This is a genomic window from Vibrio sp. 070316B (assembly GCF_013114115.1).
GTDB lineage: Bacteria > Pseudomonadota > Gammaproteobacteria > Enterobacterales > Vibrionaceae > Vibrio > Vibrio chagasii_B.
The window spans coordinates 1-17,453 of sequence record NZ_VTYC01000024.1; the positions used below are offsets into that span (position 1 = coordinate 1).

The 17,453-nt window shown below is 44.6% G+C and carries 15 protein-coding genes and 4 tRNA genes; 2 read left to right on the top strand and 17 right to left on the bottom strand.

Annotated elements, in window-relative coordinates; all coding sequences use genetic code 11:
* Positions 1-22: 22 nt before the first annotated feature.
* The 10 genes from F0251_RS16975 to F0251_RS17020 form a co-directional block, all read right to left on the bottom strand.
* A tRNA-Arg gene (locus tag F0251_RS16975) sits at positions 23-99 on the bottom strand.
* Between the two features lie 89 nt (positions 100-188).
* A tRNA-Ser gene (locus F0251_RS16980) sits at positions 189-281 on the bottom strand.
* Positions 282-325: 44 nt separating this feature from the next.
* Positions 326-402, bottom strand: a tRNA-Arg gene (locus F0251_RS16985).
* A gap of 43 nt (positions 403-445) precedes the next feature.
* A tRNA-Ser gene (locus F0251_RS16990) sits at positions 446-538 on the bottom strand.
* A gap of 476 nt (positions 539-1,014) precedes the next feature.
* Positions 1,015-1,212, bottom strand: coding sequence for a carbon storage regulator CsrA (gene csrA, locus F0251_RS16995; RefSeq protein ID WP_004415691.1), 198 nt, complete (start codon positions 1,210-1,212; stop codon positions 1,015-1,017).
* 92 nt (positions 1,213-1,304) lie between these two features.
* Complete coding sequence (locus F0251_RS17000) at positions 1,305-2,486, bottom strand: aspartate kinase (protein WP_081090329.1); 1,182 nt, start codon at positions 2,484-2,486, stop codon at positions 1,305-1,307.
* A 220-nt stretch (positions 2,487-2,706) separates the two neighbouring features.
* Positions 2,707-5,289, bottom strand: coding sequence for an alanine--tRNA ligase (gene alaS, locus F0251_RS17005; protein ID WP_102423637.1), 2,583 nt, complete (start codon positions 5,287-5,289; stop codon positions 2,707-2,709).
* 252 nt (positions 5,290-5,541) lie between these two features.
* Positions 5,542-6,030, bottom strand: coding sequence for a hypothetical protein (locus tag F0251_RS17010; protein WP_061032456.1), 489 nt, complete (start codon positions 6,028-6,030; stop codon positions 5,542-5,544).
* Positions 6,031-6,213: 183 nt separating this feature from the next.
* Complete coding sequence (tpx, locus tag F0251_RS17015) at positions 6,214-6,720, bottom strand: thiol peroxidase (protein WP_171731446.1); 507 nt, start codon at positions 6,718-6,720, stop codon at positions 6,214-6,216.
* 164 nt (positions 6,721-6,884) lie between these two features.
* Complete coding sequence (locus F0251_RS17020) at positions 6,885-7,163, bottom strand: hypothetical protein (RefSeq protein ID WP_116871670.1); 279 nt, start codon at positions 7,161-7,163, stop codon at positions 6,885-6,887.
* A 230-nt stretch (positions 7,164-7,393) separates the two neighbouring features.
* Between F0251_RS17020 and F0251_RS17025 the strand changes: the two genes are divergently transcribed.
* The gene (locus tag F0251_RS17025) at positions 7,394-8,281 is read left to right on the top strand and encodes a winged helix-turn-helix domain-containing protein (RefSeq protein ID WP_171731447.1); all 888 of its coding nucleotides are present in this window, start codon (positions 7,394-7,396) and stop codon (positions 8,279-8,281) included.
* Between the two features lie 163 nt (positions 8,282-8,444).
* Here the strand turns inward: F0251_RS17025 and recA are convergent, their stop codons facing one another.
* On the bottom strand, positions 8,445-9,485 hold the full coding sequence (recA, locus tag F0251_RS17030; protein WP_061032452.1) for a recombinase RecA: 1,041 nt from the start codon (positions 9,483-9,485) through the stop codon (positions 8,445-8,447).
* Between the two features lie 141 nt (positions 9,486-9,626).
* A complete protein-coding gene (gene pncC / locus F0251_RS17035) occupies positions 9,627-10,121 on the bottom strand; it encodes a nicotinamide-nucleotide amidase (protein ID WP_105057592.1) in 495 nt (164 codons plus the stop codon).
* Positions 10,122-10,245: 124 nt separating this feature from the next.
* Between pncC and mutS the strand changes: the two genes are divergently transcribed.
* On the top strand, positions 10,246-12,807 hold the full coding sequence (gene mutS / locus F0251_RS17040; RefSeq protein ID WP_105057593.1) for a DNA mismatch repair protein MutS: 2,562 nt from the start codon (positions 10,246-10,248) through the stop codon (positions 12,805-12,807).
* Positions 12,808-12,914: 107 nt separating this feature from the next.
* On the opposite strand, the gene rpoS is transcribed toward mutS, so the two are convergent.
* From rpoS to truD, 5 genes are all read right to left on the bottom strand, one after another.
* Positions 12,915-13,895 (bottom strand): RNA polymerase sigma factor RpoS, encoded by a 981-nt coding sequence (gene rpoS / locus F0251_RS17045; protein WP_008221135.1) that lies wholly within the window; start codon positions 13,893-13,895, stop codon positions 12,915-12,917.
* A 98-nt stretch (positions 13,896-13,993) separates the two neighbouring features.
* Positions 13,994-14,908, bottom strand: coding sequence for a murein hydrolase activator NlpD (gene nlpD / locus F0251_RS17050; RefSeq protein ID WP_008221136.1), 915 nt, complete (start codon positions 14,906-14,908; stop codon positions 13,994-13,996).
* A gap of 34 nt (positions 14,909-14,942) precedes the next feature.
* Positions 14,943-15,569 carry a protein-L-isoaspartate(D-aspartate) O-methyltransferase gene (locus tag F0251_RS17055; protein ID WP_061032449.1) on the bottom strand — a complete coding sequence of 209 codons (627 nt, stop codon included), beginning with the start codon at positions 15,567-15,569 and terminating at the stop codon, positions 14,943-14,945.
* On the bottom strand, positions 15,570-16,313 hold the full coding sequence (gene surE / locus F0251_RS17060) for a 5'/3'-nucleotidase SurE (RefSeq protein ID WP_061032448.1): 744 nt from the start codon (positions 16,311-16,313) through the stop codon (positions 15,570-15,572).
* 77 nt (positions 16,314-16,390) lie between these two features.
* Complete coding sequence (truD, locus tag F0251_RS17065) at positions 16,391-17,437, bottom strand: tRNA pseudouridine(13) synthase TruD (RefSeq protein ID WP_171731448.1); 1,047 nt, start codon at positions 17,435-17,437, stop codon at positions 16,391-16,393.
* Positions 17,438-17,453: the final 16 nt, after the last annotated feature.

A 17,453-nucleotide genomic window follows, 5' to 3' on the forward strand; every position in this document is an offset into this window, starting at 1 on the left:
TTCACAAGGAAACCCTAAAGAGTGGCGCGTCCTGGAGGATTCGAACCTCCGACCGCCTGGTTCGTAGCCAGGTACTCTATCCAGCTGAGCTAAGGACGCACGGTGTTCATTCATTAAGAATGAAGTTGTGAAATATATCACATTCTTCTTGCTACGAAGAAAAAAAAAGGCCATCGGCCTGTAATGAATGGCGGTGAGGGAGGGATTCGAACCCTCGATGCAGCTACAAACCACATACTCCCTTAGCAGGGGAGCGCCTTCGGCCACTCGGCCACCTCACCTAATTCATTATTCTCACATCACTTACAAGTAAGAGAAGAGAGAATGGCGCGTCCTGGAGGATTCGAACCTCCGACCGCCTGGTTCGTAGCCAGGTACTCTATCCAGCTGAGCTAAGGACGCACATTTACATTGTCTAAGTTGCTAACTTTAGACTCGCAAGAAATGGCGGTGAGGGAGGGATTCGAACCCTCGATGCAGCTACAAACCACATACTCCCTTAGCAGGGGAGCGCCTTCGGCCTCTCGGCCACCTCACCGTCTTGCGGAGGCACATATTACGTTTTACCGAAAATATGTCAAACACTTTATTGAAAAAAATTGGACAAAAACACTCAACCGTTTGCTATTTAATCAAAGCGCTTGCAATTTGAACTTATAACATCAAAAGCGCGCTTTTTCCCTTAAAAATTAAGGCGAAAGATTGGCAATAATAAACCGCTAAAAACAATTATCTGATTTCTCCAGCAGCAAGTGCTACCGCTGGATGAACAATACTACGGGATGCGTATTTGCGCTATAGGGGAAGCCAATAAATCTTGAAGTGTGGCAAAGAAATTTCACCGTCCGCTATCACACCCAGCAATTACCAATAGCACCTAACTTGGTGAAGTATTCATTCTGCAAAATCAAAACAAATACGTTATCCGATGAACCAATGTTTCGACGTCGAATTATCATTCCTCAAGATCAAAAAAGGCTAGCAGTAATGCTAGCCTCTTCTCTACGCAAAGTATTAGTAGTTGCCAGATGCAACGTTACCATTACCTTTTTCAGCTTGAATGCGCATGTAGATCTCTTCACGGTGAACAGATACTTCTTTAGGTGCGTTAACACCAATACGTACTTGGTTACCTTTAACACCTAGTACAGTAACTGTTACTTCATCACCAATCATCAGTGTTTCGCCAACGCGGCGAGTCAAAATTAGCATTCTTTGCTCCTTGAGTAATCTCTAAATTTATCTAGCTACGAGAGCATTATCCAACAAAAGTTATATTTTCGTAAACTATCGATTGAGTTTATTTAACCAAAATGCACTTCTTTTTGGGGATAACCCTGCTTTTCACGCGCTACGATGTATGCATTATGTAATATGTTAGCAGCCGTATCGACTTGCGTTGGTGATATCACCAAAGTTAAAGACTGCTGCTGCAATAAGTGATGCTGTACATCAATTTCGCCTTCAGACAACAATCCATGTGAACTGACCACAATTTCTTGTGTTCGGCTTCCTACCACAGTTAACAAACTAACCTGTTCACTATTACGGATTTTCTCATCAAAAACTAGTTTTAATTTGGCACTTATGTCTTGTTTAATAATGAGTGCTGCCCGTTCTGTTCCCTCGATCACACTACAGACTTCAATTCCTAACAGTTGGCAATGCGATAAGAAAGAATCTAGGTCCTCATTCAAACACTCGATACGCACCATATCTCTTTGTATAGCGAGGCCAGAAATATCATTCAAACACTGGTCGCCAGCAATCAATGTACCCTCGCCTTCTTCAAAGCTTGAAAGTACTCGCAATGGCACATTGTGTTGCCACGCGTACTGCACGCACGGAAGGTGCAATACCTTAGCACCACGACGAGCCATCTCTTCCATCGATGGAAAGTCTAAGGTATCTAACTTCTTCGAATGTTTAACAACGCGAGGATCACACGAGTAAACGCCATCGACATCAGTATAGATCTGGCACTCTTTAGCTTGAAGGGCGCCAGCTAACGCAACCGCTGTGGTATCGGAACCACCACGGCCTAATGTCGTAATGTCGCCTTTAGCGTTCATACCTTGAAAGCCAGCCACAATCACAATCTGATTGTCGTCTAACAAGGTTTGAATAGGAGTAGTATCAATATGCTCGATCGTCGCATTGTTATGATTAGAATCGGTGTGAATCCCAGCTTGATAGCCCGTCATCGATGTCGCTTCATAACCTAACTTGTGCAGCGTCATCGCCAACAGTGCCATGGAAACTTGTTCTCCTGCAGTTAACAACACATCCAATTCTCTAGCATTTGGTACGCTATCGATTTGAGTGGCTAAGTTAACCAACCGATTCGTTTCACCTGACATAGCAGAGACCACAACCACAACCTGATTGCCTTCATTTTTCGCTTCAATGATTTTCTCTGCTACATGTTGGATTCGTTCTATTGAACCCACCGACGTTCCGCCAAACTTCTGCACGATAAGAGGCATTTTCACCCGTCCTCACCTTCCCAAGACCAATGTCTATATATGACAAAAAAACACACGCTCCGCGTCATGGCGAAGCAATAAAAAATTAACCAAGAAGTGTAACGCTGACATTAAACTTCTTAGTTAATCTCAATCAAACCTGGTTGAGACACTCTTCCGATAGGCAAAATAAAAGATGCCCAATCAACTGATTGGGCATCTTTGTGTCAATTACTTAAGCTTAAAGACGCTCTTCTAGCCAAGTACGTACAGATTTAAGCGCTTCAGGTAGTGCTTCAACGTCAGTACCGCCCGCTTGAGCCATATCTGGACGACCGCCACCTTTACCGCCAACTTGCTCAGCAACCATCTTAACTAGGTCACCAGCTTTTACTTTGCCGATAAGGTCTTTAGTTACACCTGCAATCAAGCCAACTTTACCGTCTGCTACGTTAGCGATCAGGATGATGCCGCTGCCCACTTGGTTTTTAGCGTTATCAACCATAGTACGTAGGTTCTTGTTGTCTGCACCTTCAATGGCAGCAACCAGTACCTTAGTACCAGAGATTTCTTCTACTTTGCCCATGATGTTTGCGCTTTCTGCTGCAGCCATCTTTTCTTTAAGCAGTTGGATTTCTTTCTCTAAAGATTTTGCTTTCTTAGCTGACTCAGCCAGTTTCTCTTCGTAAGCGTTAGCTTGAGCTTCTACTGCATCTAGTGCAGCTTCACCCGTTACCGCTTCAATACGACGAATACCCGCAGCAATACCACCTTCAGAAGTGATCTTGAATAGACCAATATCACCTGTGTTTGAAGCGTGAATACCACCACAAAGCTCAGTAGAGAAATCGCCCATAGACAGAACGCGAACTTCATCATCGTACTTCTCGCCAAACAGTGCCATTGCACCTTTTTCTTTCGCTGACTCGATGTCCATGATGTTGGTTTCAATTGCATGGTTCTTACGAACTTGTGCGTTAACCAAACGCTCTACTTCTTTAATCTGTGCCGGTGTTACCGCTTCAAGGTTAGAGAAATCAAAACGTAGGTTGTCTGGCTTAACCAAAGAACCTTTCTGAGCAACGTGCTCACCAAGCACTTCGCGCAGTGCAGCATGAAGTAAGTGAGTTGCAGAGTGGTTTAGTGAGATAGCAGCACGACGCTCAGCGTCTACGGTTGCTTCTACTTTATCGCCTTTAGCGAACACACCTTCAACTAGCTCACCATGGTGTGCAAATGCGTTACCTAGCTTTTGAGTATCTTCTACTTTGAAAAGACCTGAAGCTGTTTTCAGAGTACCTGTATCACCACATTGACCGCCTGATTCAGCATAGAATGGCGTCTCTTCAAGGATGATGATTGCTTTATCGCCCGCAGACAGAGAAGCAACCTCTTCGCCTTCAACGAACAGTGCAGAAATCTCACCAGCACCTTCTGTACCGGTGTAACCACAGAACTCAGTGTTGGTTTCAACTTTGATCGTCGCGTTGTAGTCAGTACCGAATTGGCCTGCTTCACGTGCACGCTGACGCTGAACTTCCATCGCCTTCTCGAAGCCTGCTTCATCAATAGTGAAGTCACGCTCACGAGCAACATCGTTAGTTAAGTCAGCTGGGAATCCGTAGGTATCGTAAAGTTTGAATACTGTTTCACCGTCTAGCTCTTTGCCTTCAAGTGCGTCTAGTGCTTCGTTCAGGATAACCATGCCGCGCTCTAGCGTACGACCAAAGTTTTCTTCTTCGATACGAAGTACTTTTTCAACCAGCTCTTGTTGCTTCTTAAGCTCTTCAGCTGCAGAACCCATCACTTCAGCCAGTACGCCCACAAGTTTGTGGAAGAATACACCTTGTGCACCAAGCTTGTTACCGTGACGAACTGCACGACGGATGATACGACGTAGAACGTAACCACGACCTTCGTTTGAAGGCATAACGCCATCAGCGATCAGGAATGAACAAGAGCGGATGTGGTCAGCAATAACGCGTAGTGACTGGTTCGATAGGTCTTCGTAACCGATCGTTTCAGCTGTTGCTTTGATTAGCTTTTGGAATACATCGATTTCGTAGTTAGAGTGTACGCCTTGCATGATTGCAGAGATACGCTCAATACCCATACCTGTATCAACAGCAGGCTTAGGTAGCGGTTCCATTGTGCCGTCTGCGTGACGGTTGAACTGCATGAATACGTTGTTCCAGATCTCGATGAAACGGTCACCATCTTCTTCAGGTGTACCTGGACGGCCGCCCCAAATGTGTTCACCGTGATCGTAGAAAATTTCAGTACATGGACCACAAGGACCTGTGTCACCCATTGTCCAGAAGTTATCAGACTCGAACTGTTTACCGCCTTCTTTGTCGCCGATACGAACGATACGGTCAGCAGGTACACCTACTTTTTTGTTCCAGATATCGAATGCTTCGTCATCTGTCTCGTAGACTGTTACCAGTAGACGGTCTTTTGGCAGTTGAAGAGTTTCTGTTAGGAATTCCCAAGCAAACGCAATCGCGTCTTCTTTGAAGTAGTCACCAAAGCTGAAGTTACCAAGCATTTCAAAGAATGTGTGGTGACGAGCCGTGAAACCTACGTTTTCAAGGTCATTGTGTTTACCGCCAGCACGTACACAACGTTGAGCCGTAGTCGCTCGAGTGTAGGCACGCTTTTCGGCGCCTAAGAAACAATCTTTGAATTGGTTCATACCTGCGTTAGTGAATAGCAGGGTTGGATCGTTATGTGGAACTAACGATGAACTGTCTACGATTTGGTGTCCTTTGCTCTCAAAGAACTTAAGGAACGCGTTGCGAACCTCATCAGTGCTCATGTACATGCAGCTCTTCCTGAAAATAGTCGAGTTAGAATTTTGCCGTATTGTAGATCATGGTTAAGGCTTCGACTAGTTTTCTTGTAGAAAAGACGCCCTTGGGTAGGATTTTAGTTGGAATTAGCGAAAATGAAGAATATTCCACTAGGTTGTACCAAGTAGATATGAAGAAAACCGGTGTGATGAATGTTTATGGGGGAGGCTTCAATCAACTCTGATAAGTAAGAGAACGCACTGGGTATTACTAATTATGGAAGGCTAGCGCTTAGTGCAGATATGATTGAACTCTTCACTATTATTGGCAGAGAACAGATAAAGAAAATCATCTTCCAATTCAATATCATATTGAATCGTAAAACCCTTATACAGCGCCTGATTACGATTGATCATGTCATTCGGGTGTTTATGTCTGAAGTTCACTTCATTAAATACCATCTCTAAATGATTATCTTGCAATGTGTATTTTCCGACAAACACTACCTCTGCCGTTTCGACTGCCCCCTGCTGATTCACGGTTTGAATCCTATCGCTGACAAAAAAATCTTCGTCAGAACTAAATGAGTACAGCATAAATTCATTCAACTCAGAGTACTGCGCATACGATGGCGTAACAAAACCCACATGTTTAAGGTTACACGCCCATTGACTCCCTCTTAAAGAGATCGGTTGAATGAGTAATACGATTGCCAGAATAAATGCACCTAGCGCTGTAATCATGACAAAAATTGCAGGCTTAGATTTTATCAATGCGTGACACCTTGTATCTGATTCTATTCTTTACTTACTTGCCTGTCATTCACGGCAAGCATCTGAATTATAAGCGTAGACCGAAACCAACTAAGGTTCAGCAAAATCTTGTAATCCATAAAGTTTCGCCTAATTAACAGTGAAGCCTTGGTGCCCAAAATTCACCAAGGCTCCCCACTATAATTAAGCTTTTAGAGCTTCCACAACAGCGTTGTAGTTTGGTTCTTCAGTTACTTCCGAAACCAGTTCGCTATGCAAAACGACGTTGTTCGCATCTAGTAAAATAACTGCACGAGCTGACAAGCCAGATAGTGCATGCTCTTCAAACTGAGTACCGAATGCTTTTAATAGCTCTGGATTTTTGAATACCGATAGCTGCTCAATGCCTTTCACACCTTCGCTCTCTTGGTAGCGAGCAAGCGCAAATGGTAGATCGGTTGAAACCGTATATACATCTACTGACTCAGATTTTAGCTCTGCTAGTTCAGAGATCACCTTAGTACTGCTTGAACATACTGGTGTATCAACGCTTGGGAACAAATAGATCAGTTTAAAATCAGCTTGTTTTTCTGAAATCGTTAGTGGTGCTAACGATACCGATGTCATTGCTGGTGTAGTAAGTACTTCACCTTTTTGTGGGAAGTCACCTGCTAGTGCGATTTTATCGCCCATAAATGTCACTGTGTTCATGTTTATTCCTTTCAATGTAATTCTAAAAATGGCTGTTGTAGCTGACTGTGTTGCTATTATCTAAAGACATTCAAATCGAACATCTCTTATCTATATGTCATTCATAATTTGCACCTGCGAAGTCAGTAACAACGTTTATTAACCCTCGGGCGCAAATTCAACGCTTAGGCAGCTTCGATTACTTTTCGTATTTGATTGAGGATAGGAACCGCATCGTCGAAACCAACAGAAAGAGAGAAATCAATTTCTTGATCAATATGCTGCTGAGCAACCTTTAGTAAGGTCACCTTGTCGCAGTGTTCAATACTCTTATCTTTATCGGAAAAAATCTTAGTAAGAGACTGAACGACATCCAGTTGAAAGGACTCTATGGAAGTGACGTCCTTGTACTCTTGTAACAGCTGATTCACCGATTGAGAGTTTTTCTGTTTAATTTCTGGCATCCTAATTACCTTTAAAGCAACGATTAGAAGTCAAGCTATCACCAAAGCTCGAGGCGGCATTACGTTAGCAACCAGCCATCGCTTCCACCACAAACCATTGCCAAACAAAAACATAACCACATAGCTAAATGTAATCTTTATATAACCAATGAGATTTTACAGTTACAGACAGCCCTCCTATGCTTAAAGTACCGCCCGCCAAAATGAACTCCATTTAAATTACTGAGCCCATGAATCAAACGCGTAATATCACCGATTCCGTCACTATTGATACTGAGATAAGGACGCTGACTCACCATCCAGTGGATATCACGGTCAGCATGCGCCCTCGACCATTCAAGGTTCTGTTGTACTTGTTAAAGCACCAAGATAGATGCGTTTCGCGAGAGGAGTTATTTGAAGAGTGTTGGCAAGGTGTATTGGTTACCGATCAATCTCTAACCAACACCATTAGTTATATTCGTAAAGTATTCAAAAATTTAGATACTAATGAGTTAGAGCTCAAAACAATCAGTAAGCAAGGTTACTTATTGGTGATTTCACCAAAGCAACAAGCTCCGAAAGTTGAAGAAATTAAGCCGTTCGCTGAGGCTGAATTGCAACTTGAATTGGCAAATGCAGACACTAACATTGATGACGCAAAGATAAGCCCAGATTTACAGCAACCAGTCAGTAATCAAAAAACGAAAACCAAGTTTCCTCGTCAATTTACGTTAAATTTATGTGCCCTGTGGCTTGGCATCATATTAGTCGCCTACTACTCCATTCATTACAACAAAGAACGAGCGCCATTTTTAGATAAAGACAACTACCAGTCCTATTCGTTTGGTAGTGCCACGCTTTATGTTCATGACCAATCAAATACAATCACTGCCCCCGAAATGACCTCATACATCAATCACCTCGAGCTATCGCAGTGCAATGTAAAAAATATCTACATTCGTATCACTAATTCAGCTTTCCGAGACAACATCATTTCAATGTATGCTTTTGTTTTTACCAACAATCGAAAGAGTCAAAATATCTTCAAACAGAAGCTAGACGGCCTCAATATTTACCCATCCATTATTAACCCCTTACTGGAGTCCTTTTACTGCAAAGGCAAACCACAGCAATAAATGATCTTGTCGCTCAAAAAATCACTGGCTTAGCTTTGAGGGGATTGCAGATAGCGAACGCCGAAATGAGAAACTGAAGAAGTGCGGTGAATGTGTCAGCCAATAAAAAAGCCCCGCATACAATGCGAGGCTTCAAGTTCTTAGCTAAGAGTAACGATTTAGATTAAAACTCTTCGTTCTCTTCTTCTTTTTCTGCTTCTTTCTCTTCTAAAACAGCAGGAGTCAGTAGCAAGTCACGAAGTTTAGTATCTAGCTCTAGAGCGATCTCTGGGTTTTCACGTAGGAACTTACAAGAGTTCGATTTACCCTGACCGATCTTATCGCCTTTGTAGCTGTACCAAGCGCCTGCTTTATCAACTAGCTTGTTCTTAACACCTAGGTCAATCAGCTCACCTTCGCGGTTAAAGCCTTGGCCGTATAGGATTTGAGTTTCAGCTTGTTTAAACGGTGCAGCAATCTTGTTCTTAACAACCTTAATGCGCGTTTCGTTACCAACGATCTCGTCACCTTCTTTGATAGAGCCAGTACGGCGAATATCAAGACGAACAGATGCGTAGAACTTAAGTGCGTTACCACCCGTTGTTGTTTCTGGGTTACCAAACATTACACCAATCTTCATACGGATTTGGTTAATGAAGATACACATACAGTTAGACTGCTTAAGGTTACCAGTCAGCTTACGCATTGCTTGAGAAAGCATACGAGCTTGAAGACCCATGTGGCTGTCGCCCATTTCGCCTTCGATTTCAGCTTTTGGTGTTAGTGCTGCTACTGAGTCGACAACCAATACGTCGATAGCACCAGAACGCGCTAGCGCATCACAGATTTCTAGAGCTTGTTCACCAGTATCTGGTTGAGAAACAAGAAGTGCATCGATATCAACACCAAGCTTTTGAGCGTAGATTGGGTCTAGTGCGTGCTCAGCATCAACGAAAGCACAAGTTTTACCTACTTTTTGTGCTGCAGCAATCAGCTCAAGGGTTAGCGTTGTTTTACCTGAAGATTCTGGACCATAGATTTCAACGATACGACCCATCGGTAGACCACCAGCACCTAGTGCGATATCTAGAGATAGAGAACCAGTAGAAATTGTTTCTACATCCATTGTGCGGTTGTCACCAAGACGCATGATAGAGCCTTTACCAAATTGTTTTTCAATCTGACCAAGGGCTGCGGCTAACGCTTTTTGTTTATTCTCGTCCATTACTATCTCCAGATAATCGGTTGTCGTGAAACAAGCGATTTAGAATCTATTTCGAACCCACATAGGGGTGACTAATTGGCTTTTATTATACTGTTGATTCATACAGTGTCTATACCTGTATGAAAATAATTTGTACAAATGTTACTTGTCTTCCATTGATAGGTAATCATAAATAACTTGCAGGGCATGGTGCGTGGCTTGTTGGCGTACTTGTGATCTGTCACCGGCAAATACATGCGTTTCCACTTTATTCCAACCACTTAGCGCCTTCCAAGCAAAGCATACCGTACCAACGGGCTTCTCTTTTGTACCGCCACCAGGACCTGCAATACCACTAATTGACACCGCGATGGTTCCGTTCGAATGCTCTAGCGCACCTTTAGCCATTTCTATGACGACAGGTTCACTGACCGCACCAAATTCCACTAAGGTTTCTAGCTGTACGCCAATCATCTCTTGCTTTGCTTCATTGCTATACGTGACAAAAGCGCGATCAAACCAAGCAGAGCTGCCCGCGATATCCGTTACCGCACTTGCTACACCGCCACCAGTACAAGACTCGGCGGTGACCAACACCTGATTGTGCTCTGCAAGCAACAGTCCGAGTTTTTCACTAAGATCTTGAGTCATCTGCATTATCAGCTTCCCTTTATTTATCATTAGAACATTTGGATACGCATCTTTTCGCTTCAGCCGCTTTTCGCACGAAACGCTTTCACGTATCCTAAGCCGCAATAGAAATAAACGAAAGAAGTTAACTGTGAAAGCCGATCAAAAACATACCCCCATGATGCAGCAGTACCTAAAACTGAAAGCAGAAAACCCAGAAATTCTGCTGTTCTACCGCATGGGCGATTTCTACGAGCTTTTCTACGATGACGCAAAAAAAGCGTCTCAACTCCTCGATATTTCACTGACCAAACGCGGCTCTTCAAATGGTGAGCCAATCCCAATGGCCGGCGTCCCATACCATGCCGTTGAGGGGTATCTAGCTAAGTTAGTGCAACTCGGAGAATCCGTAGCAATTTGTGAACAGATTGGTAATCCAGCACTTTCAAAAGGCCCTGTCGAGCGTGCAGTTGTGCGTATCGTGACACCAGGTACCGTAACTGACGAAGCACTGCTTTCTGAGCGCGTCGACAATTTGATTGCCGCTATCTACCACCACAATGGCAAGTTTGGTTACGCGACGCTAGACATTACCTCTGGCCGATTCCAACTGTGTGAACCAGAAACCGAAGAAGCAATGGCAGCAGAACTGCAGAGAACTTCTCCGCGTGAGTTGTTGTTCCCTGAGGATTTCGAACCTGTTGAGTTAATGGCAAGCCGCACTGGTAATCGTCGTCGTCCAGTATGGGAGTTTGAACTAGATACCGCTAAGCAGCAGTTGAACCAACAGTTTGGTACTCGTGACCTTGTTGGTTTTGGGGTTGAAGGCGCGAAGCTTGGCTTGTGTGCAGCCGGCTGTCTTATTCAGTATGTGAAAGATACCCAACGCACAGCGCTGCCACATATCCGTTCACTGACCATGGACAAGCAAGATCACTCGGTGATCCTTGATGCTGCAACTCGCCGCAACCTAGAGATCACACAAAACCTTAGCGGTGGAACAGACAACACCCTTGCTGAAGTGCTGGACCACACTGCAACCGCAATGGGTAGTCGTATGCTTAAGCGTTGGTTACATCAACCAATGCGTAATATCTCGGCACTCGATCAGCGCCTAGACGCGATTGGTGAAATGAAAGATTTAGCGCTATTTACTGAACTACAGCCAACCCTGAAACAGATCGGTGACATTGAGCGTATTTTGGCTCGATTAGCACTTCGCTCGGCTCGCCCTCGTGATATGGCGCGACTTCGTCAAGCGATGGAATACCTACCAGAACTTGCAGAAACGCTAACCCAGCTTAAGCACCCATACCTCACTCAGTTAGCTCAGTATGCTTCTCCTTTAGATGAGGTCTCAGAGCTATTAGAGCGCGCCATCAAAGAGAACCCGCCCGTGGTTATCCGCGATGGCGGTGTAATCGCAGAAGGCTACAATGCTGAACTAGACGAGTGGCGTAACCTAGCCGCTGGTGCAACCGAATTCCTTGACCAACTCGAACAAGAAGAGCGTGAACGTCATGGTATCGACACACTAAAAGTGGGTTACAACAACGTACACGGTTTCTTTATTCAGGTAAGCCGCGGGCAAAGCCACCTTGTGCCGCCACACTATGTACGTCGTCAAACACTAAAGAACGCTGAGCGCTACATCATTCCCGAGCTAAAAGAGCACGAAGACAAAGTTCTAAACTCTAAGTCGAAAGCTCTGGCTATCGAGAAGCAGTTATGGGAAGAGCTGTTTGATTTGCTACTGCCACATTTAGAGCGACTACAAAACATCGCCTCTTCTGTGTCTCAGCTTGATGTCTTACAGAACTTAGCCGAACGTGCAGACACTCTCGATTACTGCCGCCCGACTATGACGGAATCCGCTGGCGTCCAAATCCAAGCAGGCCGTCACCCAGTGGTTGAGCAAGTGATGGACGAACCATTCATTGCTAACCCAATTGACCTTAACGATAAGCGTAAGATGCTGATCATCACAGGTCCAAACATGGGTGGTAAATCGACTTACATGCGTCAAACAGCACTTATCGCGCTAATGGCGCATATCGGTTGTTATGTACCAGCTGAAAGCGCAACCATTGGCTCTATCGACCGTATCTTTACTCGAATTGGTGCATCGGATGATCTAGCGTCTGGGCGTTCAACCTTCATGGTTGAGATGACGGAAACGGCTAATATCCTGCACAATGCAACACCAAACAGCCTAGTGCTGATGGATGAAATCGGTCGTGGTACCAGTACTTACGATGGTCTATCTCTCGCTTGGGCAAGTGCAGAGTGGCTAGCGAATCAAATCAATGCGATGACACTTTTTGCGACGCACTACTTTGAGCTAACCGAGCTACCAAACCAGATACCAACTCTAGCCAACGTTCACTTAGACGCAGTAGAGCACGGTGACAGCATCGCCTTTATGCACGCAGTTCAAGAAGGCGCGGCAAGTAAATCTTACGGCCTAGCAGTTGCAGGATTAGCTGGTGTACCAAAAGCCGTGATCAAGAACGCTCGTGCGAAGCTGACACAACTTGAAGCATTGAGTATTGAGTCTCCTACATCGAAGCCAAGCGGCGTCGATATAGCAAACCAACTGAGCCTTATCCCTGAGCCAAGTGAAGTAGAACAAGCATTAGCGAACGTGGATCCTGATGATCTAACGCCACGCCAGGCACTAGAAGAGTTATACCGCTTGAAGAAGCTACTGTAGTCAAAAGTGGTCTAGATCATAGGCTAGTAAATTAAGAAACTTAAGACACCAGAAACTAAAAACGCTGACATTAAGTCAGCGTTTTTTTTGATATCAATAAATATCGTTTAGTCGTTTTCAACGTTGAACAGGTTTTCCATGTTCAGACCTTGCTTGATTAGGATCTCACGTAGACGACGCAGACCTTCAACTTGGATTTGACGAACTCGCTCACGAGTCAGGCTGATTTCACGGCCAACTTCTTCTAGCGTTGACGGTTCATAACCTAGTAGTCCAAATCGACGTGCAAGCACTTCTTTCTGCTTAGGATTCAGTTCATCAAGCCAGAAGATCAGTGAGTTCTTGATATCACTGTCTTGAGTTGAAACCTCAGGGTCAGAATTGTTGATGTCTGGAATAATATCCAACAGTGCTTTCTCACCATCACCACCAATTGGCGTATCTACAGAGCTCACTCTTTCGTTTAGACGAAGCATCTTACTCACATCACCAACCGGCTTATCTAGCTTAGAAGCGATCTCTTCAGCTGTTGGTTCGTGGTCAAGCTTTTGTGATAGTTCTCTTGCAGTACGTAGGTAGATGTTCAGCTCTTTCACAACATGAATAGGCAAACGGATAGTGCGAGTCTGATTCATCAGGGCACGCTCTATGGTCTGACGAATCCACCATGTCGCGTAAGTAGAAAAACGGAAGCCACGCTCTGGGTCAAATTTCTCTACGGCGCGAATCAAACCTAGGTTGCCTTCTTCGATTAGATCGAGAAGTGCCAAGCCACGGTTGCTATAACGACGGGAAATTTTCACTACCAAACGCAGGTTACTTTCGATCATGCGTTTGCGTGCTGCTTCATCACCGCGTAGAGCTCGACGTGCGTAAAGCACCTCTTCTTCAGCGGTTAGTAGTGGTGAGAAACCGATTTCGCCTAGATACAGTTGCGTCGCATCTAAACTCTTAGAAGTAACTTCAGTTTCTTCTTTAACTTCGGCTTTCTTAGTAGCTGTTCGCTTCCCTTGCTCAAGTATTTCCGATTCCGTGGTTACTTGGTCAAGATCGAACTCTTCTTTGGTTACTGCATTGCTTATACTCATAACGCCTCCCCCTGGCGAAATTAGCATGACATTACAACTTCATATGTCGCTAAATGACTATGTCACTTAATACAATACGTGATTAGTTGGTATTGTATTTAAGGTAAATATCGTTTTGGATTGACGGATTTACCTTGGTAACGAATCTCAAAGTGCAGCCTAACACTGCTGGCTCCAGAGCTTCCCATTGTTGCAATCTTCTGCCCTGGTTTCACACTTTGCCCTTCAGATACTAATAGTCGGTCGTTATGCGCGTATGCACTTAAGTAATTATCATTATGCTTCACAATCACTAGATTGCCGTAGCCTCGTAATGCATTACCCGAATAAACAACCGTTCCCCCTGCAGTAGATACTATTGGCTGACCTCGCTGTCCTGCTATGTCTATGCCTTTATTTCCTTGTTCGCCTACAGAGAAATTCTTAATTACTCTCCCCTTTGTTGGCCATAACCATTTGGATACTTTATCACTTGTTGGTTTGGTGGACGGTGTAACATTCTGTTTACCTTTAGACCCAACATACTCCTTTGATTTGGATTGTTCAACCTTCTTTGGTGGATCTTTTTTCGCCACTTTGGTGGTAGTTTGAGCTGGCGCAGGTTTAGAGTTTTTACTCTGTTGCGGGGTAGCTTTAGGTTTACTTGCCGTCGATGATGCTGTGGACGCGGCAACAGGAGCAGCGACTGCTGCGGCTACAACCGTTGATTTACCATAGGCTGGCGCGTTATAGCTAGGACGCCACAACTTAAGCTTCTGCCCCGGGTGGATGGTATAAGGGGCCGCAAGTTTGTTATAGCTAATCAGGTCTTGTACATCTTTATTGGTGACATACGCGATGAAATAAAGCGTATCGCCTTTTTTCACTTCGTAGTAACTGCCACGGTAGCTACCGCGATCAACCGATGAGTAGTTTTTACTTAGGCTTGAAACTGGCGCAGGCGAATTCGCTGCACACCCAACAAGGGCACAGCTAAGCAGCAAGGAACTTCCTTTTAACAACTTCGAACGCATCGACTCTCTATCCACCTACACCATCAGTCTTTTATTAAGCTAGCTCACCAGGCACCAGAGGTACAAATCGCACCATCTCGATGACACTCGACAAAAACTCATCACCATGACGCACAATCTTCAATAACTGTTGCTCGTTATCACCAACCGGAATCAATAGACGACCACCATCTTTAAGCTGTTGCAAAAGCGCTTGAGGAATAGACTCTGCAGCAGCGGTTACGATGATCGCATCAAAAGGCCCTTTAGAAGACCACCCTTGCCAACCATCACCGTGCTTAGTTGAAATATTATAAAAATCGAGCTGTTTTAGCCGACGCTTAGCGTCCCATTGTAGCGACTTTATTCTTTCAACCGAATAAACATGATCAACAAGTTGAGCTAAAACAGCAGTTTGGTAGCCAGAACCGGTTCCGATTTCCAAAACTCGGCTATCTTGTTGCAGCTCAAGCAACTCTGTCATTTTAGCAACAATATACGGCTGTGAGATGGTCTGCCCTTGCCCTATAGGCAGCGCATTATTGTCATAAGCCTGATGATACATAGCCTGAGACAAAAAACTCTCTCTTGGCAGTTGGTAAATCGCATCCAGTACTTTTTGGTCTCGGATGCCATTTTCAATCAGAAAAGTAATTAAGCGTTCTGCTTGTGGGTTACTCACTTACTTCTCCCCTAACCATGTTGTCATAGCGCCCAAAGATTCGTGCGCCGTCAGATCAACCTGCAATGGTGTTACTGATACATAACCATGCTCAATCGCATAGAAATCAGTCCCTTCTCCTGCATCTTGCTCTTTACCCGGAGGACCAAGCCAATAGATATCATGACCACGCGGGTCTTTTTGCTTAATCATATCTTCAGCATGATGACGTGCGCCAAGGCGAGTAACCTGAGTCCCTGATAGCTGTTCTAAAGGGAGATCCGGCACATTGACGTTTAACAAGCGGTTGGTTGGGATTGGTTTTGCTAAATGTTGTTCGACAATACGACGAGCAATCGCTGCCGCTGTCTTAAAATGTTTTTTACCAACCAGAGAAAACGCCACCGATTGAACGCCTAAGAAGTGCCCTTCCATTGCGGCTGCGACTGTACCTGAGTACAACACGTCATCACCCAGGTTCGCGCCGTGGTTAATGCCCGTTAATACCAGATCAGGCATATCATCCTTTAGCAGTTCATTTAATGCGAAATGCACACAATCGGTTGGTGTCCCTTGTACTGAATAGGTGCTTTCTGCGATCTCTTGAACGCGTAAAGGCTGTTCTAAAGTTAATGAATTTGAAGCTCCTGAACGATTACGGTCAGGTGCCACTATGATAACTTCAGCAAGATCACGTAATTCATCTGCTAGCTCATGAATACCTTGAGCATGCACACCATCATCGTTGCTGAGTAAAATCTTCATTCTGTATCCTTTCTTCATATTCCAGTGCTAAGTGACTTAAATACCGACATTAAGTCACTTAGTGCCAAGCAGAATCATTACTGCTCGTAGCTTCTCTCTACGTGTACTTCTTCGACTAACTCACGAACGATAGCTGTCGCAAAACAGCCAGCATCAAGAGAGAACTTCAAAGTGACATTATCTTCACTCACTTCCCACGTTAGATCAGTAGGTTTCAGCGACGCTTCACGGCGGTCGTGACGCATACGGTTACCACGAATCAGAGCCATCAAATCCGGTTCAGCATCAAGGTGTTTCTGCTCTAAAGCTTGAGACTCATCAGTCGTTGGTAAAGCGTTATCACCAGCCAAAGCAACCGTCACCAATGCAGTACCATTCGCAACATCTTGGCTTACAGCTTCAAGGTTGTCAGCCGTCACCGTTAGCTGAGCACCGTCTTTAACCACGATATCGCCAACCAATGCCGAGGCAAATACATCTTGCTCAATACGATCAGAAAGGATTAGGTTGTAAATCCACGAGCGAGCCGCAGAAAGGTACAAGCTACGTTTGTTCTGATTACGAGTACGAACGTTATCACGGCCCCAACGACGAGCTTCCGACAGGTTGTTACCTTCGTTACCAAAACGCTGAGCACCAAAGTAGTTTGGCACGCCCACTTGAGCAACTTTTTCTAAACGCTTTACGACATCATCGCAATCCGTTACTTCAGACAAGGTCAACTCAAATTGGTTGCCAACTAAATCACCCGGGCGTAACTTTTTATTGTGTCGTGCTGTCGCTAGAATTTCGATGCTTGGGTACTGTGCTAAGAACGCTGAAAAGTCAGGCTCACCTTTCGGTAGGTGGACGCTCAACCACTGCTCTGTTACTGCGTGACGGTCTTTTAAACCCGCCCAGCTCACGTCTTTCGACTTAACACCACAAGCTTTAGCCAACTCATTTGCCACGAAGCTGGTGTTCTCACCCGTTTTACGGATACGAACCATGAGATGTTCGCCTTCACCGGTAAATTCAAACCCCAAGTCTTCATTAACGACAAAGTGTTCAGCTTTCGCTTTTAGTTTTGCTTTCGCAGTTGGTTTACCGTTTAGATAAGCCAATGAAGATAAAATATCTGACATGCTGTTCTTTTCGTGT